Origin of the sequence: Erwinia aphidicola (assembly GCF_014773485.1) — a bacterium.
GTDB classification, from domain to species: domain Bacteria; phylum Pseudomonadota; class Gammaproteobacteria; order Enterobacterales; family Enterobacteriaceae; genus Erwinia; species Erwinia aphidicola.
This window is the reverse complement of record NZ_JACXBP010000004.1, coordinates 272,344-297,639: the sequence shown is the minus strand read 5'-3', so window position 1 is coordinate 297,639 and position 25,296 is coordinate 272,344. Positions and strand designations below refer to the sequence as shown.

General features: G+C 57.9%; 23 protein-coding genes. 13 read left to right on the top strand and 10 right to left on the bottom strand.

Annotated features, from left to right (window positions below; translation table 11 throughout):
- Window positions 1-118 precede the first annotated feature (118 nt).
- Window positions 119-712: a hypothetical protein gene (locus ID864_RS11515; protein ID WP_048914619.1), complete on the bottom strand. Its 594-nt coding sequence runs from the start codon at window positions 710-712 to the stop codon at window positions 119-121.
- Window positions 713-1,113: 401 nt separating this feature from the next.
- On the opposite strand from ID864_RS11515, the gene ID864_RS11510 reads away from it, so the two are divergent.
- Together ID864_RS11510 and ID864_RS11505 are read left to right on the top strand one after the other, a co-directional pair.
- A complete protein-coding gene (locus ID864_RS11510; protein WP_191149857.1) occupies window positions 1,114-2,007 on the top strand; it encodes a winged helix-turn-helix domain-containing protein in 894 nt (297 codons plus the stop codon).
- Window positions 1,982-2,446: a hypothetical protein gene (locus ID864_RS11505; RefSeq protein ID WP_048914614.1), complete on the top strand. Its 465-nt coding sequence runs from the start codon at window positions 1,982-1,984 to the stop codon at window positions 2,444-2,446. Before ID864_RS11510 ends, ID864_RS11505 begins: the two co-directional genes overlap by 26 nt.
- Here ID864_RS11505 and ID864_RS11500 read toward each other — a convergent pair.
- Window positions 2,433-3,251, bottom strand: coding sequence for a hypothetical protein (locus ID864_RS11500; protein ID WP_191149856.1), 819 nt, complete (start codon window positions 3,249-3,251; stop codon window positions 2,433-2,435). The genes ID864_RS11505 and ID864_RS11500 overlap by 14 nt on opposite strands.
- A gap of 364 nt (window positions 3,252-3,615) precedes the next feature.
- On the opposite strand from ID864_RS11500, the gene ID864_RS11495 reads away from it, so the two are divergent.
- The gene (locus ID864_RS11495) at window positions 3,616-4,098 is read left to right on the top strand and encodes a YlaC family protein (RefSeq protein WP_048914617.1); all 483 of its coding nucleotides are present in this window, start codon (window positions 3,616-3,618) and stop codon (window positions 4,096-4,098) included.
- Window positions 4,099-4,168: 70 nt separating this feature from the next.
- On the opposite strand, the gene ID864_RS11490 is transcribed toward ID864_RS11495, so the two are convergent.
- Together ID864_RS11490 and ID864_RS11485 are read right to left on the bottom strand one after the other, a co-directional pair.
- The gene (locus ID864_RS11490; RefSeq protein ID WP_191149855.1) at window positions 4,169-5,575 is read right to left on the bottom strand and encodes an aminotransferase-like domain-containing protein; all 1,407 of its coding nucleotides are present in this window, start codon (window positions 5,573-5,575) and stop codon (window positions 4,169-4,171) included.
- Between the two features lie 52 nt (window positions 5,576-5,627).
- The gene (locus ID864_RS11485) at window positions 5,628-7,760 is read right to left on the bottom strand and encodes a putative bifunctional diguanylate cyclase/phosphodiesterase (protein WP_191149854.1); all 2,133 of its coding nucleotides are present in this window, start codon (window positions 7,758-7,760) and stop codon (window positions 5,628-5,630) included.
- A 553-nt stretch (window positions 7,761-8,313) separates the two neighbouring features.
- On the opposite strand from ID864_RS11485, the gene ID864_RS11480 reads away from it, so the two are divergent.
- From ID864_RS11480 to ID864_RS11460, 5 genes are read left to right on the top strand one after another with little or no spacing between them, the layout of a single operon-like run.
- Window positions 8,314-8,880: a spore coat protein U domain-containing protein gene (locus ID864_RS11480; protein ID WP_048914611.1), complete on the top strand. Its 567-nt coding sequence runs from the start codon at window positions 8,314-8,316 to the stop codon at window positions 8,878-8,880.
- Between the two features lie 20 nt (window positions 8,881-8,900).
- Window positions 8,901-9,428 (top strand): Csu type fimbrial protein, encoded by a 528-nt coding sequence (locus tag ID864_RS11475; protein WP_048914610.1) that lies wholly within the window; start codon window positions 8,901-8,903, stop codon window positions 9,426-9,428.
- A 23-nt stretch (window positions 9,429-9,451) separates the two neighbouring features.
- Window positions 9,452-10,171 (top strand): fimbrial biogenesis chaperone, encoded by a 720-nt coding sequence (locus ID864_RS11470; protein WP_048914609.1) that lies wholly within the window; start codon window positions 9,452-9,454, stop codon window positions 10,169-10,171.
- A 3-nt stretch (window positions 10,172-10,174) separates the two neighbouring features.
- Complete coding sequence (locus ID864_RS11465) at window positions 10,175-12,595, top strand: fimbria/pilus outer membrane usher protein (RefSeq protein WP_191149853.1); 2,421 nt, start codon at window positions 10,175-10,177, stop codon at window positions 12,593-12,595.
- Window positions 12,592-13,572 carry a Csu type fimbrial protein gene (locus ID864_RS11460; RefSeq protein WP_191149852.1) on the top strand — a complete coding sequence of 327 codons (981 nt, stop codon included), beginning with the start codon at window positions 12,592-12,594 and terminating at the stop codon, window positions 13,570-13,572. The genes ID864_RS11465 and ID864_RS11460 overlap by 4 nt, the downstream gene beginning before the upstream one ends.
- Here ID864_RS11460 and ID864_RS11455 read toward each other — a convergent pair.
- Entirely contained in the window at window positions 13,569-14,462 is an 894-nt protein-coding gene (locus ID864_RS11455; protein ID WP_048914607.1) for an SDR family oxidoreductase, read from the bottom strand. The genes ID864_RS11460 and ID864_RS11455 overlap by 4 nt on opposite strands.
- Window positions 14,463-14,801: 339 nt before the next feature.
- Between ID864_RS11455 and tcuC the strand changes: the two genes are divergently transcribed.
- On the top strand, window positions 14,802-16,118 hold the full coding sequence (tcuC, locus tag ID864_RS11450; protein ID WP_048914606.1) for an MFS transporter: 1,317 nt from the start codon (window positions 14,802-14,804) through the stop codon (window positions 16,116-16,118).
- Window positions 16,119-16,210: 92 nt separating this feature from the next.
- Here tcuC and exbD read toward each other — a convergent pair whose 3' ends face one another.
- Together exbD and exbB are read right to left on the bottom strand one after the other, a co-directional pair.
- Window positions 16,211-16,633, bottom strand: a complete 423-nt coding sequence (gene exbD / locus ID864_RS11445; RefSeq protein ID WP_099753685.1) for a TonB system transport protein ExbD — start codon at window positions 16,631-16,633, stop codon at window positions 16,211-16,213.
- Between the two features lie 5 nt (window positions 16,634-16,638).
- Window positions 16,639-17,367 carry a tol-pal system-associated acyl-CoA thioesterase gene (gene exbB / locus ID864_RS11440; RefSeq protein ID WP_099753684.1) on the bottom strand — a complete coding sequence of 243 codons (729 nt, stop codon included), beginning with the start codon at window positions 17,365-17,367 and terminating at the stop codon, window positions 16,639-16,641.
- A gap of 249 nt (window positions 17,368-17,616) precedes the next feature.
- Here exbB and metC point away from each other — a divergent pair, with 249 nt between their 5' ends.
- Both metC and ID864_RS11430 read left to right on the top strand, forming a co-directional pair.
- Window positions 17,617-18,834, top strand: a complete 1,218-nt coding sequence (gene metC, locus ID864_RS11435) for a cystathionine beta-lyase (RefSeq protein WP_048914603.1) — start codon at window positions 17,617-17,619, stop codon at window positions 18,832-18,834.
- Between the two features lie 217 nt (window positions 18,835-19,051).
- The gene (locus ID864_RS11430; RefSeq protein ID WP_048914602.1) at window positions 19,052-19,708 is read left to right on the top strand and encodes a DedA family protein; all 657 of its coding nucleotides are present in this window, start codon (window positions 19,052-19,054) and stop codon (window positions 19,706-19,708) included.
- Between the two features lie 15 nt (window positions 19,709-19,723).
- Here ID864_RS11430 and ID864_RS11425 read toward each other — a convergent pair whose 3' ends face one another.
- Entirely contained in the window at window positions 19,724-20,617 is an 894-nt protein-coding gene (locus ID864_RS11425) for an AraC family transcriptional regulator (RefSeq protein ID WP_048914601.1), read from the bottom strand.
- 174 nt (window positions 20,618-20,791) lie between these two features.
- On the opposite strand from ID864_RS11425, the gene yqhD reads away from it, so the two are divergent.
- Window positions 20,792-21,949: an alcohol dehydrogenase gene (gene yqhD, locus ID864_RS11420; RefSeq protein ID WP_048914600.1), complete on the top strand. Its 1,158-nt coding sequence runs from the start codon at window positions 20,792-20,794 to the stop codon at window positions 21,947-21,949.
- A gap of 86 nt (window positions 21,950-22,035) precedes the next feature.
- Complete coding sequence (gene dkgA / locus ID864_RS11415; protein ID WP_048914599.1) at window positions 22,036-22,860, top strand: 2,5-didehydrogluconate reductase DkgA; 825 nt, start codon at window positions 22,036-22,038, stop codon at window positions 22,858-22,860.
- 120 nt (window positions 22,861-22,980) lie between these two features.
- Here dkgA and ftsP read toward each other — a convergent pair whose 3' ends face one another.
- Both ftsP and ID864_RS11405 read right to left on the bottom strand, forming a co-directional pair.
- On the bottom strand, window positions 22,981-24,396 hold the full coding sequence (gene ftsP, locus ID864_RS11410; protein ID WP_048914598.1) for a cell division protein FtsP: 1,416 nt from the start codon (window positions 24,394-24,396) through the stop codon (window positions 22,981-22,983).
- A 139-nt stretch (window positions 24,397-24,535) separates the two neighbouring features.
- Window positions 24,536-25,273: a 1-acylglycerol-3-phosphate O-acyltransferase gene (locus ID864_RS11405; RefSeq protein WP_048914597.1), complete on the bottom strand. Its 738-nt coding sequence runs from the start codon at window positions 25,271-25,273 to the stop codon at window positions 24,536-24,538.
- Between the last annotated feature and the right edge of the window lie 23 nt (window positions 25,274-25,296).

Here is a 25,296-nt window from a genome sequence, read left to right as displayed (position 1 = left end):
GCCGCATGGCATGCGGACCGACAACAGGCGAAAGCTTTTCCTGGCAACGGGGAAAGCGAAACGCGGCGGCAGACTGCACCAATAAAGTGCAGCCCGCAGCGCTAAAGAAGAGGTGAAACTATTGTGCGGCCAGCGGATGCCAGACTTCGGTCAGTGCGCCTACCCCACCGGTGATCGGGTCGGCTTGCGGCATCGCCACGCGTTTTATTTCAAGCATAGACTGTTCCATTAAGGCCTGCTCGTCACGCAGCGTCCGCGGTACAACGCCAGGGGGATACGCCCCCACCGCGAGGAAATCATCGCTGGCTGCGATCTGCTGGTGCCCTACCCCGGCCGGGATCAGCACCGCATCCCCGGCGTACACCGTGACCATTCTTCCGCTCTCGCCGCCAAACAGGATCTCGGCCCAGCCGCAGGTAATCCCCAGCAGTTCATGGGTGTTCGGGTGGTAATGGGTATAGGGGAAAACCGGCGCTTGCCAGCTAACCGGCCAGCCGTGCGCGGCAAACTCGGCTTTAAACCACGCGCTCATATCCTCGTCGGTTTCATCAGGAATGACCTGCGGATAAATGATCAGCGGCAAAGGATTATTGGGGACGCCCTGGGAAGGTTGTGACAGCATCAGATGTCGCGGGTTGGTGGATGCGCCCGCAGCAAAAGTTCCGGCAGCAAACGACATCAGCAACATCACACTGCGAGAGTCAGACAGCATAACAGGCTCCTGTGGCTTCAAAAACGGTGTTGAATGATTGTTAAATTAAGTGTGGCACCGTTTAGCCAGCTTGCAATGTTTCCTGCACGCGAGAGATCACATAACACATTAATTTAATTGAACATAAGTCAAATTCATGCTGTTGTCATACCCGCACAATAACTTTCACTTTTTTACCACTGCCTGTGATAAAATTAAATATTGCTCAGTGACACTATCACTATTAACAATCATCATCACTGGCAATTAGTTTTTACAAACGCTCATTTACTGATATTTCCAGAAATATCGAATTATCAGTTAATAGGGATTTTGCCCTCGCATAATAAAGATCCTGGCCATGATAATATCCAGGACGCTTTATCCGGCGGTCACATGGACAACTCTGATACAAGATCACTATGACTCCTTATTGTATTATCCATCACTGGTATGTCGACTTCTCGGTCGGGACGCTTACCCACAAAAATACGGGTGAGCAACGACGTCTGGGTGAATTTCAGATCAGGCTGCTGCAGGTGCTGGCAGAGCACGCCGGAGAAATACTGTCACGCGATGAGCTGAATCAGCTGGTGTGGGAAAGGCGCGTGATTGGCAATAACAGTTTACCTAATGCGATTCATGCCCTGCGCGTGGCGCTGGAAGATGACGGTAAACAGCAAAAGATTATTAAAACCATTCCTAAAAAGGGCTACATCCTCGAAAAGGAATATTGTCAGTTCGTCCCGGTACCTGAACTGGATGACGTTGAAGAGAACCCCTTTTTCAACCGGCTACCCACGCAAAGCATCGCCCCTGAAGCCCCCGCCACCGACGGCCAGCTGCTGGACAACCAGCCAGCTGTGGTCGCGCGCGATCGGGCATCCTTCTGGCGCTGGCTGGTACCGATGCAGGCGCTCGTGCTGCTGGTGATTCTGGCATGGATTGTCTGGCCGTACGTTACGCCACCGGCACAGCAGTTAAAGAGGAATGACGCGACGGTTTACAGCAACATCCGTTTGCAGGAGCTGGTGACCAGAGGGGAGCCTTCCGCCGGCATTGAGCTGAACAAGCAGCTTGGTCCCACCCTGTTTATGCTGAATCAACATCTGAAAAATCAGGATGTGACCATGGACGTGGTGTATGCCTTTGACGGCACGTCGCTAAATTACACGCTGACGCTTAAAAACGCCTGCGGGCAAAAACAGCTGGCGATGAAAGTACTGAACTGGCGTACCAACAGCAATGTGCTGAGCGCGCTGATCTACCGGGAAACTGAGAGAAAATTTAATGAAATGGCGAACTGCGTCAATTAGTTTACTGCTGGTCAGCGCAGCGCTACTGCTGGGCGCGCTGCTGATGAAGCCCCTGCAGGGCAGCAGCAGCGCTGAATTTGTGCCAGCGCTAAACCGGGAAGATGTGCAGCTGGGTTATTACGACCTGCTGTCGCGCCAGCGTGAGCTGTACGATCCGCACTTCGCGCTGCATGAGGGTAAAACCACTCTGATGCTCACCAGCCCGGATGACAGCCAGTTTATGATTAAGGTGAATTTGCAGCAGCTGGCCAGCGGTCCTGAGGGTATGACCTTCATTTATCAGCCCCTCTACTATGCTGATACGGGCGAAGCGCGGATCATCAAGAGTATTCTCGGCCCCGGTGGGCAAAACCGGGTGCAGTTTAACGATCTGCGCTTCAGCGACCGCCGCCTGATTGTCTTCCCATCAGGACAGATTTTAAACGTTACGGCAGGTTAAAGCGCGCCTGCCAGTTTGCCAGTGTATTAGGCAGCGTTTTTTTGTCCTGCTCGGTGGTGACATAGTGCTGGCTAACCTTGTTGCCCGCTTCAGGATCGACGCGTAGCGCCCAGATTTTTCCCTGCGGGGTGGTCATGATCATCGCCGCCTGACGGTCAGCCCGACCTTTCATCCACATCGTCACCACTCTGGCACCCAGATCGTCGAGGTCCTTTTCGTGATTAAAGGCGGTGGCGGTATCAACGTACTTCTGGTAATCCTTACCGACCAGCTGACGAAATTTCTCATCGGTCTGCTGGTCGGGCAGGATGCCAAGGCTCAGTAACGTGGCGGACGGGCGCGGATCGTGGTCACTTTTCACATAATCGCCATCGATGGTCATTCCTCCCGGCATCAGCAGCTTGCAGCTGTTCTTGCTGTCGCTGCGCACCTTGATTTTGCCATCGTGTAGGGGGATAAGCACAACGGTACAATCGCCGCCCCAGGCAATGCTATCGGTGAATCCTACCCCGGAATAGAGGCGCACATCGCCGCGTAACGCGCTCTCATAGACGCCCGCCTGAACGCTGGCATCCATGCGAAACTCCCAGCCGGAGAGTTTACCGATCAGCAATTTTCCACTATTGCCATGAGCGGCCGATGCGTTCCACCAGGTCCCCTGCCAGTCAAAATCCTGGTCGGTGCCGTGCAGAACCCCCAGCATATACAGGTAGGCTCCGCGCAGGCAGCCCTCGCTGCTGCAGGCATCAGGTGCATGGTGCATGGGGGCAATCAGTTGCTGCGCATGCTGCGGGTCCTGCTTCACCTGAGTGTAAAAATCCTCGTTATAAACACTGTCGAGCCACAACAGTTGCGGGCTGCTGCATACCGTCTGGTCGGCAGTTCCTTTTATACGCGTGCAGTCGTAGGCACTCGCGGGTACAGCCCAAACCATGGCGAGTGTGAAAAAGGTAAGGATAAAGATCTTTTTAAACATCATGTTATAACCCATTGTTCCATCATCCGTAGACCTGATGCTGCGGGGCCAGGATTCTACACGCAAATCAGCCAGCAGGCTACATTATAACCAGCCAACTGTTATAGCTTAATAGCAGTAAACTGTGTCTGCTGCTATGGGTTAAGAGATGTTTTAATTGCACTCTGCCAGGACTTTTACCCTGAGGTACATGATGGAAGAAGTAAAACAGATACTGCTGCGCGAGATCGACAGTTTGAACCGTGCAGAGCAGCGTGATAACAAGCCGCGCTTCAGCTTTCAGTTTTTGAAAAAGCATCCCGGCCTGTGGGCCTCAATGTATGGCTGCTATGTGCTGACCGTGGCGCTGATTTTTACCACCGATTTTCTCGGCTGGCCCGCCTTCTGGGGCGCGACCATTTTTATCCTGCTGATGAGCGGCCTGATGCTGATGGATGTGAATCCGAAGTACCGCTTTGAAGATATCGACGCGCTTGACCTGCGCGTCTGCTACAACGGTGAATGGTATTACGTGCGTACTCTGTCTGACCAGGCGGTGAGCGATATCCTGCACAGCGAAAACGTGCCGGATAAGGTGAAACAGGGGATTAATAAGCTGCTATCCCTGAAGGGTGAAGTCGACTTTTACGACGTATTCCACCTGACCTGGGGCCATCAAAGCGCGGCAGCGGTTTAAATCACGAAAATCACTTCGGGGCGTGGCATGCCGTGACCGCTGATGCCTTCCGGTCAGGCATGCCTGACCCCTACAGCAGATCGGCGATCAGTTCGCCGAGGATTTGGACTGCTGCTTCCTGCGACGCATTCCACCAGGCCGTGTTGAAACGGAAATAGTTGGCGTACTGCTCGCTGGAGGAGAACATCTTCCCCGGCGCGATGCTGATCTTCTGCTGCAGCGCGCGATAATAGAGTTCGGTGGTGTTGACCTGCTTTGGCAGCTCTATCCACAGGAAGTAGCCGCCGCGCGAATCATTAATCTGCGCCCCCGCTGGCAGATAGCGTTTCAGCGCCTGGCGCGCCAGGTTTTTGCGCTGTTCCAGTATCTGGCGCAGCCCGCGCAGATGGCGGTCATAGCTGTGGGTGCCAAGATAGGTGGCGAGCGCCTGCTGCATGGGCGCACTGGTGGAGAGCGTGCTCATCAGCTGTAAGCGCTGAATACGCTGCGCATGCTGGCCAGCCGCCACCCAGCCAACGCGAAATCCAGCCACCAGATTCTTCGAAAACGACGAGCAGTGCAGCACGTTATTTTGTCGATCAAAGGCCTTGGCCGGCAGCGGCTTTTCACGCCCGCTATAGAGTTCGCTGTAGACATCATCCTCAATCAGCACCACGTTGTGCTGCGCCAGCAGTTCAACCAGCTGCTGTTTCTTCTCGCGGGTCAGCGTGCAGCCCACCGGGTTCTGCTGGCTGGTCATCATCCACAGCGCTTTGATCGGCCAGCGCTGAAGCGCGCGGCTCAGCTCGTCCAGGTCGATCCCGTTTTGCGGATCGGTGGCAATCGCCACGCTTTTCAGCTTCAGGCGTTCTATCGCCTGCAGCGCACCGTAAAATGACGGGTTTTCAATCGCCACCCAGTCGCCCGGTTCGGTCACTGCCTGCAGGCTGAGATTGAGTGCTTCCATCGCGCCATTAGTGATGACGATCTCATCCGGCGAAACCTGTATCCCCTGCAGGGCATAGCGCTGCGCCAGCATTTTGCGCAGCGCTTCATTACCGGGCGGCAGGTTATGCAGGGCATCTACCGCTTTCATGCTGTGGGAGACGGTGGTCAATGCACGCATCAGCTGGCGCTGGGGAAACAGCTCAGGGTCGGGAAACGCGGAACCGAAGGGGATGATATCCGGGTCGCGGCAGGCTTGTAACACATCGAAAATAAAGGCGTTGATATCCACCGATTCGGCCAGCTGCACTTTCTGGTGGCTCATCGGCTGGCGCAGGAATTCAGCGCGTGGGGCAACATAATAGCCCGACTGCGGGCGCGACTGGATGCGCCCCTGACTTTCCAGCACCTGGTAAGCATGCATCACGGTCATCAGGCTCATGCCGCTGAGGTTCACCTGCTCACGCAGCGAGGGCAATTTTTCCCCGGGCAGCCAGATTTCCGTCTCGATTTGCTGGCTGATTTGCTCAACCAGCTGTTCATATTTTGCCACGACTGTTACAGGCCATTTTAAGCGAATGGGAAACTATTATACCCCATAATCGCTAAACGGCGTCAGAGAGCGGTGCCACTACGGTCAGCTTTGGGGCGTTGGCCACCGGTGCTTCGCCCCCTTCGCTCTCGACAAAATGTTTGAGATCCGGCACTTGATCCGGTGGAACAGGGCGACCCAGCAGGTATCCTTGCAGAGTGTTACAGCCCAACCCGGTCAGGAACTGCTGCTGCTCGGCGGTTTCCACCCCTTCGGCAACCACTTTCAGATTCAGGGTCTGTGCCAGGGCAACAATGGCGGTGACGATGGTGGCATCTTCCGTCTGCGCCTGCAGCTCATTGACAAAGGCACGGTCAATTTTCAACTCGCTGGCCGGCAGGCGTTTAAGGTACAGCAGGCTGGAGTAGCCGGTGCCAAAGTCGTCAATGGAGGCTTTCACCCCCAGCTCGGTCAGCTCGGTCAGAATGCGCACGCTCTCATCCGGGTCGCGCATGGCGGTGGTTTCCGTGACTTCCAGCGTCAGCAATTCCGGCGGGATACGGTGCGTTTCCAGCGCATTGACCACCGTTTCCACCAGCCCTGCCTGCTCGAACTGCAGGGCGGAGAGGTTGACGGCCACCGACCAGTCGGTATTACCCTGTAGATGCCACTCGCGCAGCTGGCGACAGGCCTCATCAATGACCCAGTTGCCCATGGTAACAATCAGCCCGGTTTTCTCTGCCAGCGGCAGGAAGACGTCTGGCGCCAGCAGGCCACGACGTGGATGCTGCCAGCGCAGCAGCGCTTCAAAGCCAATAATCGGCCCGCGTGGCGCACAGAACTTCGGTTGATAAAACAGACGCAGTTCGTTGTTATCCTTTGCCAGCCACAGGTCATTGATCAGCTGGAGCTGGTTCTGTGCGATGGTGTTCATCGATGGCTGGAAAAAGCTGTGACCGTTGCGTCCGTTGTTTTTGGTGTGATACATCGCGGCATCGGCGTTAAACATCAGCTCACGCTCATCTATGCCGTCGCCCGGAAATACTGCGATACCAATACTGAGCGATACCACCAGCTCATAGCGGGAAATATCAAACGGCCGCTCCACGGCTTTCACCAACGCATCCGCCACGGTAGCGGCATCGTTGGGATCTTCAATTTCAATCAGCAGCACAAATTCATCACCGCCGAGGCGCGCCAGGGTGTGATGCCCCTGCACGATCTCTTTCATCCGTTCGGTCACGGCGATGAGCAGGCTGTCGCCAATATGGTGGCCAAAGGCGTCATTGACCGCTTTAAAGCCGTCGAGATCCATAAACATCAGGGCGAATTTGGAGTTCTCGCGTGAAGCTTTATTGATCGCCTGGTCGAGGCGATCCTCCAACAGAATGCGGTTTGGCAGGCGGGTCAGGTTGTCGTGCAGCGCCAGCTGCGCCAGTTCGCGGTTGGCTTCCGCCAGCGAAGACGCCAGCACCGAGGTGCGGGCCTGCAGGCGCGCATCCAGCATCGACACCAGCAGCGTAATGCCGAGAATAGCCAGCGTCACCACCACCACCAGGATCGCCAGCCAGCTGCTGTTCACGCCAAGATGGGTGGCATGACTGCTGGCCGGGAAGCTGGCCGCCGCCATGCCGGTGTAGTGCATCCCGGCGATAGCAATCCCCATAATTAATGCCGCGCCGCTGCGCATCAGCGCCAGTCTGCCGGTGCCACGGCGCAGATGGAATGCCAGCCACAGCGCGGCGCCGGAGGCACCCAGTGCGATCGCTACCGACAGCCAGATCCAGCGCCAGTCCCAGACAATCCCTGGGTTTACCATCAGCGCCGCCATGCCGGTATAGTGCATCGCTACCACGCCGCTGCCCATCACAATCGCCCCGCCGCACAGCCGGTACCACGGCAGCTCACCGTAGCAGACGATCCACAGCGCAAAAATCGATGCGGCCACGGCGATCACCATCGACAACACCGTCAGGCTGGCGCTATAGCTCATCACCATCGGCAGGCTCATCGCCAGCATGCCGATAAAGTGCATTGACCAGATCCCTACGCCCATGGCGAAGCCGCCACCGAACAGCCAGACCAGCGCCACCTTGCCCGTTGAAGTTGCCACGCGTCCCGCCATATCCAGCGCGGTATAGGAGGCGAGAAACGCAACAATAAAAGAGACGATAACCAGTAATTGATCGTACGAACTCATGAGCATATGACAATCCCGACTGCTGTAGCCATTTTTGACTTTGTGTGTAAGTTACCCGGGGCCATTAAATTAATGGCCAGGCTGATGCTTAATTTATCGGCATAAACACCCGGGTCTTTAGTACTGCCCTGGAAAGAGAAAAACTGAAGAAGTGCGGTTAAAGGGTAATCTGATATATCCCTATAATTTATATCGTTTAGTAAAACTCCGCTCTGCTGCTGAGAACATAGCATTGAGGCCAGTCATTCACCTAGACTCTCTTAGGATTATTCTTGAAAATTTTACCAGCCCAGTACCCGCGCGGGCTGCCAGCGCCTCACTCTAAAGCGTCAGACACATAAATAATATTTTCCGTTTCGCTTCACAGGCTCTCTCAGCCTGATCTATAGTAAGAGAAACTTGTGTTAACTTATTCATTCAAATAACAGATTGTTCCTTGCGTTATATTTTACCCACTAAAGGGTTTTTATTATTTATCCCGTTGCGCTTAGCCCTGCTAACGTCAATATCCCACCAGGCGAAAAAGCACGTTCATCTCTCTAATCAGTAAGGAATGGTTATGAAAATGAAGCTTTTTCTGCTGGGCTGCGGCCTGAGCTTTGGCGTCGTCAGTTCGGGATTCGCCGCCACCACGACAGGGACTATCGCGGCCAGACTGGTATTAACCACCGGCTGCCTGGTGAACGGTCAATCCGCCACCTCCGCCGTCAACTTTGGTACCCTCGACTTTGGTAGCAGCGCGGCGACGTTTGATACGCTGAATGCCACCCTGGTCGGTTCACTGGGTAACGGCATCTTCGTTCGCTGCACCACCGGGCAAACCTACAACGTCCAGCTCACCAGCAGCAACGCCGCCCCCGCCACCGTTTACGGGACGGTCACGGCGCAGCCGCGCTATCTGGTCAGCGCCACCAATGCCACCCAGGGTGTCGCTTACACGCTGTATGGCACCACCTCTTACACCACGCCGATTGCTAACAACACCAACCTGACAAATACCGGCACTGCCGACCCGGTCAACGGGGACAACTATCCGATTTATGGTCGGATTGCTGGCGGTGGCTATAACGCCGCTATTCCGGCAGGTACCTACACGGACACGATTAACGTCGCAGTGAATTACTGATTGCGGCAGCAAGGGAAGAGATGGTGTGGAAGCTGGTTCAAGGACTGGCGGGCGACGCTCGTCCGCTCATTCTCGTGCTGCTGGTTTACAGCGGTTGCGCAGTGTCATTGCCCACGCAAACCTTCCAGGTTACCGCTTCGATCGTTAACGGCTGCGTGGTCTCCGGCACCAATACCGGCGTGTTTGGCACGCTCGATTTCGGTACGCAGCCCGGCGTGGGGAGCGCCACGGCGAATGCTGCCTACGTGCAGAGCTCAACCATTGCCCTGGCCTGCACGCCGGGAACCACGCTCAGCATGAGCATCGACGGCGGCAGTAATTACACCACCACCCGCAATCTGAAGGTGGCTAACAATAGCAACCTGGTGGCGTACAACCTCTACACCAACGCCAGCCATACCACGGCGATCCCGGTGAATCAGAACGTGGCACTGACTTACAGCAATGCTAACAACATTACGCTGCCAATCTACGGGCAGCTTCAGCTGAGCGGCGTCAACCGCGCCGGGACCTACAGCGATACGCTGACGGTCACGTTGAGCTGGTAACAGCAGGGAAAAAAGGAGAAGTGATGACCAAATTCGCGCTTACAGGGCCGCTGCTGGCACTGTTACTGGGTGTTGTGTCCCCTACTGCCAGCGCCGGGAATTCCGTGCTGATTTGGCCGATCGACCCGAAGATCGCGCCGCAGGAGAAAGCCAGCGAACTGTGGCTGGAGAACCGGGGCGAGAGCACCACGCTGATGCAGGTCAGGGTGTTCAGCTGGCAGCAGATCAATGGCCAGGAGCAGTACCAGACTCAGCAGCAGGTGCTGGCCAGCCCGCCGCTGGTGAGGATTGAGCCAGGCAAGCGCCAGATGGTGCGCCTGATTAAGCAGACGCCGCCAGCGGGTGGCAAAGAGGCCGCCTACCGCGTGCTGCTGGATGAGATCCCGACCCCGCAGCAGGCGGGTGATAATCAGGCCGGGCTAAATTTCCAGATGCGCTATTCGGTGCCGCTCTTTGTCTATGGCGACGGGCTGGCGCCGGAGAGCGCGCGCCCGCAGCTGAGCTGGCGCCTGGTGAATCAGGGCGGCAAGCAGGCGCTGGAGATCACCAATCGTGGCAGCGGGCATGCCCGCCTCAGCAACGTCTCGCTCGGCGGTCGCAGCCTCTCCAGCAGCCTGTTCGGCTATGTGCTGGCCGATGCCAGCAACACATTCCCGCTCAGCGTGCCGGTTTCCGGCGGGGCTGAGCTGAGTGCCGAGCTGGAGCATAAACAGAGTTGGCGTAGTACCCGCTCAGCACCATAGTCGATGAGCAGATGCCGTCGGGTGCCGGGCCGGCACTGCACACTGGCCGTTACTGGCCTGCTAAGCTGCCTGTCACCGCTGACCGGCAGCGCGGAAACCTATCGCTCGCTGCCGCCCCCGCCGAGCGCCGCTGCCAGCCAGCAGCAGCAAAATTATATGCTGGGGCTGGTGGTCAATGGCGAGGAGAGAGACCAGGTGGTGCCGGTGCAGTTTCAAAACGGCCACTATCTGCTGCGCGCCGCCGACCTGCAGCGGGCGGGTATTCCGACTGCGCGCATCACCGCCTCGATTATCGATGTTTCCGCTATGGATCAGGTGCAGGCGGAGTACGATCGCCAGCGGCAACGCATTCTGCTGACGGTGCCGTCCGAATGGCTGCCAAAGCAGACCTTTGGGGGTGCCGCGCAAAACGGCCCGCGCTATCCCGGGCGCGGCAGCAACGGCCTGCTGTTTAACTACGATGTTTACGCCAGCCAGACCACCGACGGCGGTACCCGCATGTCTGCCTGGAATGAGCTGCGCCTGTTCGGGAACGCTGGCCAGTTCTCCAGCAACGGGGTGGTTCAGCAGCAGCTTACGGGTGACAGCGGCTACCTGCAGGATGGCTATCTGCGCTACGATACCTGGTGGGCGAATCAGGATGAAGAGCGGGCACTGAGCTGGCGCGTGGGGGATTTAATCACCGATTCGCTGGCGTGGAGCAGCAGCGTGCGCCTCGGCGGTATTCAGATTGCGCGTGACTTCTCGGTACGCCCTGACCTGGTCACTTATCCCCTCCCCTCATTTTCCGGCCAGGCGGCGGTACCCTCGACCGTTGATCTGTTCGTCAACGGCTATAAGACCAGCAGTAACTCGGTACAGCCCGGCCCTTACTCGCTGACCAATATGCCGTTTGTCAACGGTGCCGGTAATGCGGTGGTGGTGACCACCGATGCCCAGGGGCGGCGGGTCAGCACCACCCTGCCGTTTTACGTGGCCAGCGATCTACTGAAAAGCGGCCTGTCTGACTTTTCCTTTTCCGCCGGGGCGCTGCGCCAGAACTACGGGCTGAAGAACTTCGACTACGGCTCTGCCGCCGGCAGCGGCTCTTATCGCTACGGGATCGCCGAATGGCTGACGCTGGAGACCCATGCCGAGGCGGCGCAGTCGCTGGCGCTTGGCGGGACGGGCGTGCAGCTCAAAATGGGAGCCTGGGGGGTGGTGAACGGTGCCGTCACCCAGAGCCAGATGCAGGGCGACAGCGGCCGTCAGTACAGCTGGGGCTACCAGTACAACACCAGCCGCTTCAGCGTGGGAATGCAGCAAACCCGCCGTACCACCGGCTTTGGTAACCTTGCGCTGTATGGCGACCGTGAAAGCGGGGTGGCAACGGCAGAGACCTATACGCTGAGCCGCAGCAGCGCGCAATACAATGCCAGCGTGGCGCTCGATCGCTACGGCAGCCTCGGCGCGGCGCTGATTGATATCACCAGCGGCAGCGGCGATCGCACCCGCCTGCTCAACCTCTCCTGGAGCAAAAACCTGTGGGGCAATACCAGCCTGTACCTTTCCGCCAGTCGCGACCAGCAGGAGGGGAACTGGTCCGGTGCCGTTTCGCTGATGATCCCGTTCAGCGATCTGAGCAATGCCAGCATCAGCATGGAGCGCGATCGGCAGGGCGGCACCGCTGAACGGCTCTCCGTTTCGCGCGCGATGCCGACCGATGGCGGGATCGCTTACGATGCCTCCTGGGCGAATCAGAGCAGCGGCGGCAGCTATCGTCAGGGCAATCTGCGCTGGCGTAATCAGCAGTTTGAAACCTCGGCGGGCTTCTATGGCGATGATAATTACAGCACGGAATTTGCCGATCTCTCCGGTTCGCTGGTGCTGATGGATAACAGCGTATTTGCCGCAAATCAGGTGACGGACGCCTTCGTGCTGGTGAAAACCGACTACCCGAACGTCAACGTGCGCTATGAAAACCAGCTGATGGGAAAAACGGATAGCGACGGCTACCTGCTGGTTCCGGCCATCAGCTCATACTACCCGGCGAAATACGATATCGACACGCTTGACCTGCCTGCCGACATGGCGGCCAGCAGCGTCGAGCAGCGCTTCTCGGTGAAGCGCCAGAGCGGTTATCTGCTGCACTTCCCGATTGAGCCGCTGCGCGCCGCCAGCGTGATCCTGCATGACAGCAACGGCGAGCCGCTGCCGGTCTCAACCGTTATCAGCCGCGAGGGTCAGCAGAGCGGGTACGTTGGCTGGGACGGCATCACCTGGATGGAGAATCTGTCTGAACATAACCCCCTCCGCGCTGAAACCCCGGACGGACGCCACTGCGATACCGAACTGACGGTGCCGGGCGGGCGGCCTAAATCCCTCACCACTTACGGCCCGCTCACCTGTGTGCTCTCCCCGTTACCAACAGGAAATACCCGATGAAAAAACTGTTGCTGCTGTGTAGTTTTATCCTGCTGATGGGCGGTTCGCTTCCGGCCCTGGCGGCCTGTACCACCGCGCCGGTCAGCGCGGCCTTTGGCGGTGTCAGCTCGTTTACCGTCAATACGACGGCCAGCACGGTTTCTGCGCCCGGCACCCTCAACTGCGGCACCGGGGTGCTGGCGCTGCTGTCATCGGACAGCGTCACCGTGCAGTTAGTCAGCGCCACCAGCTCCACTGGCAATCGGGGCACGCTGCGCCTGAGCGATACCATCCCGGTGCAGCTGTGTACCGACTCCGCCTGCGCCACGGAATTGGGCATTGGTGGCACCCTCGTCACCTACAGCCGCAGCCAGCTGCTGGGGCTGAGTATCGGCACCGGCAACCAGGTGGTGTTCAGCCTGCCGTTCTTCCTGCGCACCGTGCCCGGCGCCGTGGTGGCGGCCGGCACCTACACCGTGACGCTCAACGTGCAGGTGGTGTACAACGTCTGCACCGGGGTAGGCATTGGCGGCCTGTGCCTGCTCGGTTCGCAAAACAGCGGCACCACGACCCTGCCGCTGACCGCGACCATCGCCATTGCCAACGACTGCACCACCATTACTTCACCTGCGGTGAACTTCGGCAGCGCCCCGCTGGTCAGCAGCTTTACCGGCGTCAGCCAGTCGATCAACGTGATCTGCACCAAGGGCAGTACCTACAGCGTGGGGATGAACAACGGGATCCATGCGGTGGGAGCGCAGCGCTACATGGCCAGCGGGACGAACCTGCTGGCCTATGAGATTTATAAAGGGTCGGGCACTGCCAACCGCTGGGGGGGAACCGTGACTGCAGAACGCATGCAGAGCACGGCGGCTAACAGCGTCAGCACCGACGGGCTGACCCGCACCTTTAACTATAATGCTCAGGTGCTGACCAGCCAGGCAACGCCGGTAGCGGGGAGCTACAGCGATACCATTACGGTGGACTTGTCGTTCTAACCCAGGTGATTACCACCGGTGACGCCATGTACTTCAGCGGTCACGTAGCTTGACTCCTGCGACGCCAGATAAACGTACACCGGCGCCAGTTCTGCAGGCTGTCCGGCACGTTTCATCGGCGTCTGCTGGCCGAATTCCGGGATCTTATCCTGCGTCTGACCGCCCGCAATCTGCAGCGCCGTCCAGATTGGACCCGGTGCCACGCAGTTCACGCGGATGCCTTTCTCAGCAATCTGCTTCGCCAGGCCGCGGGTGTAAGCCAGGATAGCCGCTTTGGTCGACGCATAGTCGAGCAGGTGTGCGCTGGGCTGATAGGCCTGAATCGACGAGGTGGTGATAATGCTGCTACCCGCCGGCAGATGCGGGATCGCTGCCTGGGTGATCCAGTAGAGCGAAAACACGTTGGTCTCATAGGTTTTACGGAACTGCTCGGTGGTCAGGTCAGCAATGTTTTCTACCGCCACCTGCTTACCAGCCACCAGCGCCAGAATGTCCAGGCCGCCTAAATGCTCACGCGCATCTTCCACCAGCTTCTTGCTGAACGCTTCATTGCTGATATCACCCGGCAGCAGCACCGCTTTTTGCCCGGCCTGCTCAATCAGTTTTGCCACTTCTTCGGCATCGCGCTGCTCGTCAGGCAGGTAGGAGAGCGCCACGTCCGCGCCTTCGCGAGCATAGGCAATGGCTGCCGCGCGGCCAATGCCGGAGTCGGCACCGGTCACCAGCGCTTTACGCCCCTGCAAACGGCCGCTGCCGCGATAGCTTTTTTCGCCGCAGTCCGGCACCGGCCGCATCTCAGCCTGCACGCCGGGCGCAGGCTGGCGCTGCTTGGGGAAGTCTTCCGCTGGATATTGCGTGAGAGGATTCTGCATTTCGTATTGGTCTGCCATGGTTCCTCCGCTTGGCGATATATTCATTTCGTTTCGTTCGGGGTTAAGCGTAGTCCACGTTCATCGGCTGTCGACGAGGGAAACATTAATATCGAGTATAGAACTGATTTCAGAGGAAAAAATGGCAAAATTTAAATGCAATAAAATATAACCAAATATGAACAGCCCCTCTCAGGCGAATAATATCGACGCAAGTAATGTGCAAATTTTAGCCAAAACTACCACTGTTAATTATTGGTTACTAATGTGAACATTTTGTAAGCCATTAAAGGTGATCGCCGTCACATTAAAACCCGCCCCGGCAGGCTAAAAACGAGGAAAAAACCCACAGGAAGTAACATGAGCAACTCAATGACAGGGACATCGCGGCAGGGCGGTGCCAGAACTATCTTCAACGTTACCAGCGGTAACTTCCTCGAAATGTACGACTTTATGGTGTTTGGCTACTATGCTACCGCCATCGCAAAAACCTTTTTCCCCGGAGATGACCCGTTTGCCTCACTGATGCTGACGCTGATGACCTTTGGCGCCGGCTTCCTGATGCGGCCGCTGGGGGCGATTATCCTCGGCTCTTATATTGACCGCCACGGCCGCCGTAAAGGGCTGCTGCTGACGCTGGGACTGATGGCGATCGGTACGCTGACCATTGCGGTGGTGCCCGGCTATGCCACGCTGGGCATGGCGGCGCCGGTGCTGATCCTGCTGGGCCGACTGCTGCAGGGCTTCTCGGCCGGGGTCGAGCTTGGCGGGGTTTCCGTTTATCTCTCTGAGATCGCGCCAAAGGGCAAGAAAGGCTTCTACGTCAGCTGGCAGTCCGGTAGCCAGCAGATTGCGGTGATCTTCGCCGCGCTGCTCGGCCTGCTGCTCAATCATCTGCTGGCAAAAGAAGCCGTTACCGACTGGGGCTGGCGTATTCCATTTGTGATTGGCTGCCTGATCGTGCCGTTCCTGTTTTGGATCCGTCGCATGCTGGAAGAGACCGAAGCCTTCAGCCAGCGTAAACATCACCCGAGCATGGGGCAGATTGTCCGTTCGGTTGGCCGCAACTGGGCGCTGGTGCTGGCGGGCATGCTGATGGTGGTCACCACCACGGTGATGTTCTATATGATCACCGCGTTCACCCCGACCTTTGGCAAAACGGTGCTGATGATGAGCGATAAAGAGAGCTTCTTTGTCACCCTGTGCATTGGTATTTCCAACCTGTTCTGGCTGCCAGTGATGGGGGCGCTTTCTGACCGCTATGGCCGCCGTCCGCTGCTGCTGATCTTCACTATCCTGATGATTATCACCGCCTGGCCAGTGCTGCACTGGCTGGTCGGTTCACCGAGCTTTGCCCATCTGCTGGAAGCCGAGCTGTGGCTCTCATTCCTGTACGGCAGCTATAACGGCGCCATGGTGGTGTATCTGGCGGAGGTGATGCCGGCGGAGGTGCGTGCCACCGGTTTCTCGCTGGCCTATAGCCTGGCGACAGCGCTCTTCGGCGGCTTTACTCCGGCGGTGTGCAGCTATCTGATCCATGTGACGGGAGATAAAGCGATGCCGGGCGTCTGGCTGACGTTTGCGGCAGTGTGCGGATTAATTGGGACGTTGATTATCAAACGGCTGGTGAAGCAGTATCAGGCAAGGCGCCTGATGGAGCCGGCAATTCAGGTATAACGCGATTATGACAAGGGCCGATCACCATACGATCGGCCCCTGCGATCCGGGTGTAGGGGCGACCACCGTTTTGGTCGACCCATTACACGGGATTATTTCCCGGCAGTTTCCATACCCATCAAACCAATCTTCAGATACCCCGCCTGACGCAGTTTATCCATCACGCCCATCAGCGTTGCGTAATCGACGGACTTATCGGCCTGGAAGAAAATCGTGGTGTCTTTCTTACCTTCGGTCTGTTTGGTCAGCGCATCGACCAGCGTCTCTTCGGTTACCGCATCATTGCCAATAAACAGCTGCTTGTCGGCTTTGATAGACAGATAAACCGGCTTTTCCGGGCGCGGCTGTGGCGCACTGGTGGAGGCAGGCAGATTGACGCGCACGTCAACGGTGGCAAGCGGCGCGGCGACCATAAAGATAATCAGCAGCACCAGCATGACGTCGATAAACGGCGTCACGTTGATTTCATGCATTTCACCGTTGTTATCGAGATCTTCGTTTAATCGCATTGCCATAGTGCTTAACCTACCCGCAGTTTCTGTGCGGGCTGAACGCGCGGTGCGCTGGCGGCGAGGTCAAGGTCGCGGCTCTGCAGCAGCAGAACCTGGGCGGCCAGGTCACCGAGAGAAGCTTTGTAGCTGCCAATGGTACGGGCAAAGACGTTATAGATAACCACCGCAGGGATAGCAGCAATCAGGCCCACCGCCGTCGCCAGCAGCGCTTCCGCAATACCCGGCGCAACCACGGCGAGGTTAGTGGTCTGCGTATGAGCGATGCCGATAAAGCTGTTCATAATGCCCCACACGGTACCAAACAGACCGACGAACGGTGCGATAGCCCCGATGGTGGCAAGGAAACCGTTACCGCGACCGGCATGACGGCTGATAGCCGCGACGCGGCGCTCAAGGCGGAAACCGGTACGCTCTTTAATACCGTTGTTGTCATCAGAGCCTGCAGACAGCTCCAGCTCGTTTTCCGCTTCTTTTACCAGTAGCGTGCTCAGGCTAAAGCCTTTAAAACCGGCACAGGTCTGGCTGGCCTCTTCCAGCGAACGCACGTTGGCTAGCGCCAACTGCTCGCGCTTAAGGCGCTTGCGTGCCGCGCTGAGTTCGATACTTTTGCTGAAGAAAATGGCCCAGGTGACAACCGATGCCAACAGGAGGCCAATCATCACCGCTTTCACCACGATGTCTGCATGCTGGTACATGCCCCAGACGGAAAGGTCCATCTGCATCAAATCATTTGTCACGCTGTGTCTCCAACGTCTAATAGCCGATAGCGGAAAAATTCAGTGCGGATCATACCAAAACAGCCGGGAATTGATAGTAGTTCTCATTACTATTTACAACTTAATGGACATTTTTTGCACATTTTTTTATCTCCCGCGCTGCGCTGTCGCAGCGATAATGAATTTTTATCACTTATCCGCAGGCTGCATACCGCGCGGCAGGCTGGCGTGTTAACGTTGAAATAGGGCAAAAAATCATACGGGTATTTCATGAGCAGCAAAAAAATTGAAACCGCGCTGATCGCGGCCGGACGCGCTAAACGCTACACGCAAGGCTCGGTTAATCCGATTATCCAGCGCGCATCATCGCTGGTGTTTGATAGCGTGGCCGATAAAAAACGCGCCACCGCCGGGCGTGCCGACGGCGAACTATTTTACGGGCGCCGTGGCACCCTCACCCACTTCTCCCTGCAGGAGGCGCTGACCGAGCTGGAAGGCGGCGCGGGCTGTGTGCTCTATCCCTGTGGTGCAGCGGCGGTAGCCAACGCTATCCTCGCCTTTGTCTGCGCGGGGGATAACGTGCTGATGAGCGGCAGCGTGTACGAGCCGACTCAGGATTTTTGCACAAAAATCCTCAGTAAAATGAATGTCACGACCACCTGGTTCGATCACAGCGCGGGCAGCGAAATTGCCGAGCTGGTGCAGCCCAATACGCGCGTGGTGTTCCTCGAATCTCCGGCTTCGATCACCATGGAAGTGCAGGACGTTCCGGCCATTGTCGCGGCGATCCGCAGCAAAGCGCCGGATGCGATCATCATGATCGACAACACCTGGGGTGCCGGGATCCTGTTCCGCGCGCTGGACTTCGGCGTGGACATCTCGATCCAGGCCGGAACCAAATATCTGATCGGCCATTCGGATGCGATGATCGGCACCGCCGTCGCCAACGCGCGCTGCTGGGCGCAGCTGCGCGAGAATTCCTACCTGATGGGCCAGATGGTCGATGCCGACACCGCCTATATGACCAGCCGCGGCCTGCGCACGTTGGCAGTGCGCCTGCGTCAGCATGAAGAGAGCAGCATTCGCGTTGCCAATTGGCTGGCCGAACGCCCGGAAGTGGCGGTGGTCAACCACCCGGCGCTGCCACAGTGCAAAGGACATCAGTTCTGGCAGCGTGATTTCAGCGGCAGCAGCGGTCTGTTCTCCTTTGTACTGAAGGCGAAGCTGAGCCGCGAGCAGCTGGCACACTACCTCGACAACTTCAGCCATTTCAGCATGGCCTACTCGTGGGGCGGCTATGAGTCGCTGATTCTGGCGAACCAGCCGGAAGAGCTGGCGGCGATCCGTCCCGCGGGCGGCATCGATTTCAGCGGCACGCTGGTGCGCCTGCATATCGGGCTGGAAAACGTCGACGATCTGATTGACGACCTTGCTGCCGGATTTGCACGCTTAAGCCAGTCATGCCCTAAAGCTTCAACAAAGTGTTAATAGCCTCCCGGCTTCGCGCCTTTGATCAAGGTGTTGAAGCGAAATTGCAGCTACAATGGACAGCGAAATTTCAATAGCCAAAATAATTGGCGTGACGGCAAGGCGGCAAGTACGCGCATCCCCGGGAGCTTACAGAAGTCAGTCACCTGGGTGTCCGTACGCAGCTAATGCAGCTGTGGCGTCAAGTATCAAGGCTATGCAGGTTACGGGATAACTAATGGGTGTATTACACGAGATTGTTCAGGCGCTGTGGCATCAGGATTTCGCCGCGCTGGCCAATCCGGACGTGATTTGGATTGTGTACGGGATTATGTTTCTGACGCTGCTGCTGGAAAACGGCTTGCTGCCCGCGGCGTTTCTGCCCGGTGACAGCCTGCTGCTGCTGGCAGGAGCGATGATCGCCAAAGGGGCGATGGCATTTATCCCCACGCTGCTGATCCTGACTACCGCTGCCAGCCTCGGCTGCTGGTTGGGTTATCTGCAGGGGCGCTGGCTGGGCAACACCAAAATGGTTCAGGGCTGGCTTATGCACCTGCCCGCTCAGTATCACCAGCGGGCATGGAACCTGTTCAACCGCCACGGCCTGATGGCGCTACTAGTCGGCCGTTTCCTGGCGTTTGTCCGTACCATATTGCCCACCCTTGCCGGGATTGCCGGATTAAAGAACACCCGTTTCCAGCTGTTCAACTGGCTGAGCGGTCTGCTGTGGGTGCTGATTCTGGTGGGATTCGGCTATGCCATCAGCCAGGTACCGTTTATTAAACGCCATGAAGACCAGGTGATGGCCTGCCTGATGGTGCTGCCGCTGGTGATGCTCTCCATCGGTCTTATTGGCAGTATTGCGCTGGTGATGCGCAGAAAAAAAGCCCGGTGAATCCGGGCTTGTTGCTTAACCGCTCTGGCGCATGCGCGTCATCTCTTCGCCCGGCGTCACGCCAAAGTAGCGCTTAAACTCGCGGGAAAACTGCGATGCGCTCTCATAACCGACCTTCATCGCCGCCACGCTGGCCTTCATCCCTTCCTGTAACATCATCATGCGCGCCTGGTGCAGGCGGTAACTTTTCAGATACTGCAACGGCGAGGTGCTGGTCACCGCCTTGAAGTTGTGGTGGAACGCGGAGACGCTCATATTCGCCTCCGCCGCCAGCAGATCCACGCTCAGGCTGTCGGTGAAATGGTGCTCGATGCGCCGCAGCGCCCTGGCTATCTGGCTGAACTGCGTCTGGCGGCTGACCAGCGCCAGCAGCGCACCGCCGCACGGCCCCTGCAGGACGTGGTAGAGAATTTCGCGCACGATCTGCGGCCCGAGCACGCGGGCATCGCGCGGGTCTTTCATCACGTCCAGCAGGCGCTCGGTGGCGCACAGCATCTCTTCCGTCAGCAGCGCCGAGTGGATGCCGCGGGTTTGCGGCTCCGGGTGGAAACCGTCGTCATCGCCAATGTCGATCAGCAGATCCTGTAGCTTCAGCGCATCAACGCGCAGCGATAGCCCGGCCAGCGGCGCTTCCGGCGTGGCAAAGGTTTCGCATTCGAACGGCAGCGGCACGGTTAGCATCAGATATTTGGTGGCGTCATAGCTGAACACGCTGCTGCCAAGGTAGCCGGTTTTCTGCCCCTGAAACAGGATGACAATGGCAGGCTGGTACATCACCGGCTGGCGCGCCCAGTGCTGATCGGCATAGATCAGGCTGATGCCCGGCACCGGGGCAACGCGGGTTTTATCCTGCGTAACCAGCCCAATAACCTGTTGCGCCAGTCGGGCGCAGATTGCCTTACGATCCATAGAGGTTCCCGCTGCTGAAAAAACAGTGACGATATCATCGCCTGCTGCCTGCGAATTCTCCAGCCCTTTGGAGGATCAGGCAAGAAACAGGTAGAAATGTGCATTGAGCAAAGCAGCAGCACTGCTCACAATCAATCTCAGACTTTGCCGCCGCCACTCACCAGGATTATCGACATGAATAATTTTGTACTGCATACGCCGACCCGCATTCTGTTTGGCCAGGGCCAGATTGCCCATTTAGCCGCTGAGATCCCCGCTGACAGCAAAGTGCTGATCACCTTCGGCGGCGGCAGCGTGAAAAACAACGGCGTGATGGACCAGGTTTACAGCGCCCTGCAGGGTTTTGACGTGCAGGAGTTTGGCGGAATTGAGCCGAACCCGAGCTATGAAACGCTGATGCAGGCGGTGGAGGTAGTGAAGCGCGAGAAGATCACCTTCCTGCTGGCGGTCGGCGGCGGCTCGGTGCTGGACGGCACCAAGTTTATTGCCGCAGCGGCGTTCTATCCGCAGGACCCGTGGCATATTCTGCAAACCGGCGGAGCAGAGATTGAACAAGCGCTGCCGATTGGCTCAGTGCTGACCCTGCCCGCCACCGGTTCGGAGTCCAACCGCAGCGCGGTTATCACCCGCCGTGCGACCCACGACAAGCAGGCGTTTCGCAATAACCACGTCTTCCCGCGCTTTGCCGTGCTCGACCCGGTTTACACCTACAGCCTGCCGCCGCGCCAGATTGCTAACGGCGTGGTCGATGCCTTTGTGCATACCATTGAGCAGTATCTGACTTACCCGGTTGATGCCCGCGTGCAGGACCGCTTCGCCGAAGGCCTGCTGCTGACGCTGATTGAGGAAGGCCCGCGCGCGCTGGCCGAGCCGGAAAACTACGACGTGCGCGCCAACGTGATGTGGAGTGCCACCATGGCGCTTAACGGCCTGATTGGCGCCGGGGTGCCGCAGGACTGGGCCACCCATATGCTCGGCCATGAACTCACCGCGCTGCACGGGCTCGATCACGCTCAGACGCTGGCGATTGTGCTGCCGTCGCTGATGAACGTTAAGCGCGATACCAAGCGCGAGAAGCTGCTGCAGTTCGCTGAACGCATCTGGGGAATCAATGAAGGCAGCGAGGACCGGCGTATCGATGGCGCGATTGCCGCCACCCGCAGCTTCTTCGAACAGATGGGCGTGCCGACGCGCTTTAGCGATTATCAGCTCGACGGCTCCTCAATCCCGGCGCTGCTGGCAAAACTGGAAGAGAAAGGCCTGACCGCGCTGGGCGAGCGCCAGGATATCACCCTCGACGTCAGCCGCCGTATCTACCAGGATGCCTCCTAATCGCCCGGCATTCGTCTGTGATTCAACTAGACTTGATCACATCTACCGCTGCTGAGCGGCGGTAACTTGCTGAAAAGGAGATTAACATGGCCGATCAACCGATGATTAAACTGCACGATGGCAACATGATGCCGCAGCTGGGGCTGGGCGTCTGGCAGGCCACGATTGACGACGCGCGCGCCGCCGCCGTGAAAGCGCTGGAAGTGGGCTACCGCTCCATAGATACCGCCGCCATCTACAAGAACGAAGAGGGCATTGGCCAGGCGCTGAAAGAGACCGACGTGGCACGCGAGGATATTTTTGTCACCACCAAACTGTGGAATGACGATCAGCTTAATGCCGAAAGCGCGATGGAAACCAGCCTGAAGAAACTGCAGCTGGACAGCGTCGATCTTTATCTGATGCATTGGCCCTGCCCGCAGAAAGATAACTACGTTGAAGCCTGGAAAGCGATGATCAAGCTACAGCAGCAGGGGCTGACCAAAAGCATCGGCGTCTGTAACTTCCAGGAAGCGCATCTCAAGCGCCTGCTGGATGAAACTGGCGTCAGCCCGGTCGTCAATCAGGTGGAGCTGCACCCGATGCTGCAACAGCGCACGCTGCACGCGTGGAATGCCATGCACCAGATCCAGACCGAATCATGGAGCCCGCTGGCTCAGGGTGGTAAAGGGGTGTTCGATCAGGAGGTGATTAAGCACCTGGCGAAAAAATATGGCAAGACTCCGGCGCAGATCGTCATCCGCTGGCACCTCGATAGTGGCCTGGTGGTGATCCCGAAATCGGTCACGCCATCGCGTATTGAAGAGAACTTCAAGGTGTTTGATTTCCGTCTGGAAAAACCGGAAATTAGCGAAATTGCCAAGTTAGATCAGGGCAAACGTCTGGGCCCGAACCCGGATGAACTGAATTAATTGATAGATCGTTAACAGGGGCGACCGGAAAATGGGTCGCCCCCTACGATTTAAGCGCCGCGTCAGCTTGCAGGGACGGACGCTTTTCAGGTCCGCCCGCATTGGCGATGCAGATTTTTATTACAACGTTGGATTCACCGCTAACTGCCCCGCCGTCCCGCGATCCGCCATCTCCAGCGTCTGGCTGTAATAGGTGAACGGGAAATGCTCCGAGGTTGACTGCGGGAAGGAGACAAACAGCTCAACGCTGCCATCCACCCACACCGTATCTTTCCAGCCGCGATCTTCCGCCATTGGCTGCGCCCCGTTGACGTTTTTAATCAGGAACATCACGCCCTGAATATGGAACGCCTGCGGCGTGTCAGCATGGACAATCCAGCGTTCAAAGCTGCCCTGCTGCGCCTGCACGTCAGTGCGGTTCATATCCCACAGCGCGCCGTTGATACCCGGTACGGAATCGCCAAGGCGGAATTCACGGGTGCGGCTGACCGCGCCTTCAATCATCTGATCCGCCAGCAGGCGCATCGGTAAGTTATCGGTCACTAACGGCAGTAGCCCGGTGGGCCGCAGGTTGAGTATTTGCGTCGAGGTCAGAATGCTGGATGGCTCAAAGAATCCGCGCAGGCGATCCATGACGCCGGCGGCTTCCCCGGCGGTGATCGACACTTCATCCCCCTGCGACATATCGACCAAGATCTCCCGCCGCTCGCCCGGGGCCAGCGACAGCTGCTCAACCGCCACCGGCGCAGGCAGGAAGCCCTGATCGCTGGCAATCACGTTGAACGGGCGACCGTCGCTCATCCGCAGCTGATAGCGCCGGGCATTCGAAGCATTCAGCAGGCGCAGGCGCACCCAGCCGCGCGACACTTCCACATAAGCATTCTGAATACCGTTGACCAGCAGCGTATCGCCGATAAAGCCGCCGTTTTCCGGCGGGTCGTACTCCGGCGCACCAAAGTTGTCGAGACGTTTATCCTGAATAATCAGCGGGAAGTCATCGACGCCGTAGTGGTTCGGCACGGGTAAGGACTTACTCACTTCATCCTCAATCAGCCACATCCCGGCCAGCCCGTTATAGACGTGGGGTGCCATACGGTTCGGCGTGTTGGCGTGATACCAGCAGGTCGCGGCAGGCTGACGGATCGGCACCACCGGCGCCCAGTCAACGCCCGGCGACATCATGCGCGCCGCGCCGCCCATCAGGGCCCCCGGCACCTGCAGGCCGCTGACCGTCATGGCCACCGGCTCATTCAGGCGGTTGCTGTAGATCAGCTTCACGTCATCACCCGCCCAGACGCGCACCGTCGGGCCCAGGTACAGGCCGTTAACGCCCCATACCGGCACTTTGCTGTTGCCATCAAATGACCAGTGGCTGCGCTGCAGCGTCAGAAACAGCGGCTGCCCACGGCGGGATTCAATCAGCGGAGGAACAGGTAAGGGATTACCCGGCCCCGCTGCGCGGGCGCTGAAGGGTAAGGCAGAAGCGCACAGGGCAAGGCCCGATGCCTGAATAAATTGACGACGACTGAAGGACATACCCACTCCGTAAGCCAAAAAACCGACCACCGCAGTGGCCGTATTCCATTTTTTATCATTGTGCGCGGGCTGTGCTGCCGCGTCCTGTGCTGCCGTTTTTCGCGGTCAGCCTGGCCGCCAGTGCGGCCACTGCGTTAATTTATAGTTTACCTGCGGCTTCGCGCTCGGCCACTTCGGCATTTAATTCATCGAGCTTAGCCGCCATCAGCTCGCGACAGTGGGTCGCCAGCTTACGCACCGACTGGTCGGCAAAAGCTGCGGTATCCACCGGCGGCAGCATTTCGACAATCGCCAGGCCGTTTTTCAGGCGGTTGAGCTTAATTTTGCCGTGGGTGTTGGAGACCACCACCGGAATAATCGGTACGCCAGCCGCGACGGCCGCGTGGAAGGCACCGGTTTTAAACGGCAGCAGGCCGCGGCCGCGGCTGCGCGTCCCTTCGGGGAACATCCAGAATGAGATCTTCTTCTTCTTAAACTGCGCCACCAGCTCGCCGATGGTGCCGTGCGCTTTAGCGCGGTTATCACGGTCGATCAGCAGGTTACCGGTCAGCCAGTACAGCAGGCCGAAGAACGGCACCCACAGCAGGCTGGTTTTGCCCACGGTCACCGTGGTGGGCTGCACAATCGCGGCAGCGGTGATCATGTCGTAGTTATTCTGATGGTTACAGATATAAATTGCATTCGGATAGTTCTCTGCGCCCTGCGGCTTACGCAGCTCTACCTTCAGGCCAAAGACCGGCGCCAGACGGCCAAACAGGTGGCCAAAGGTTGCCACGTGGCGCGGGTTACGCGGGCTGAACAGGCAGTAAATACAGCCAAAGACACACAGCAGAATCGAGTACACCACCACGATGATGGTACGTAAAATAGCAAGCATCAAAACCTCGTCGTCACTTAAAG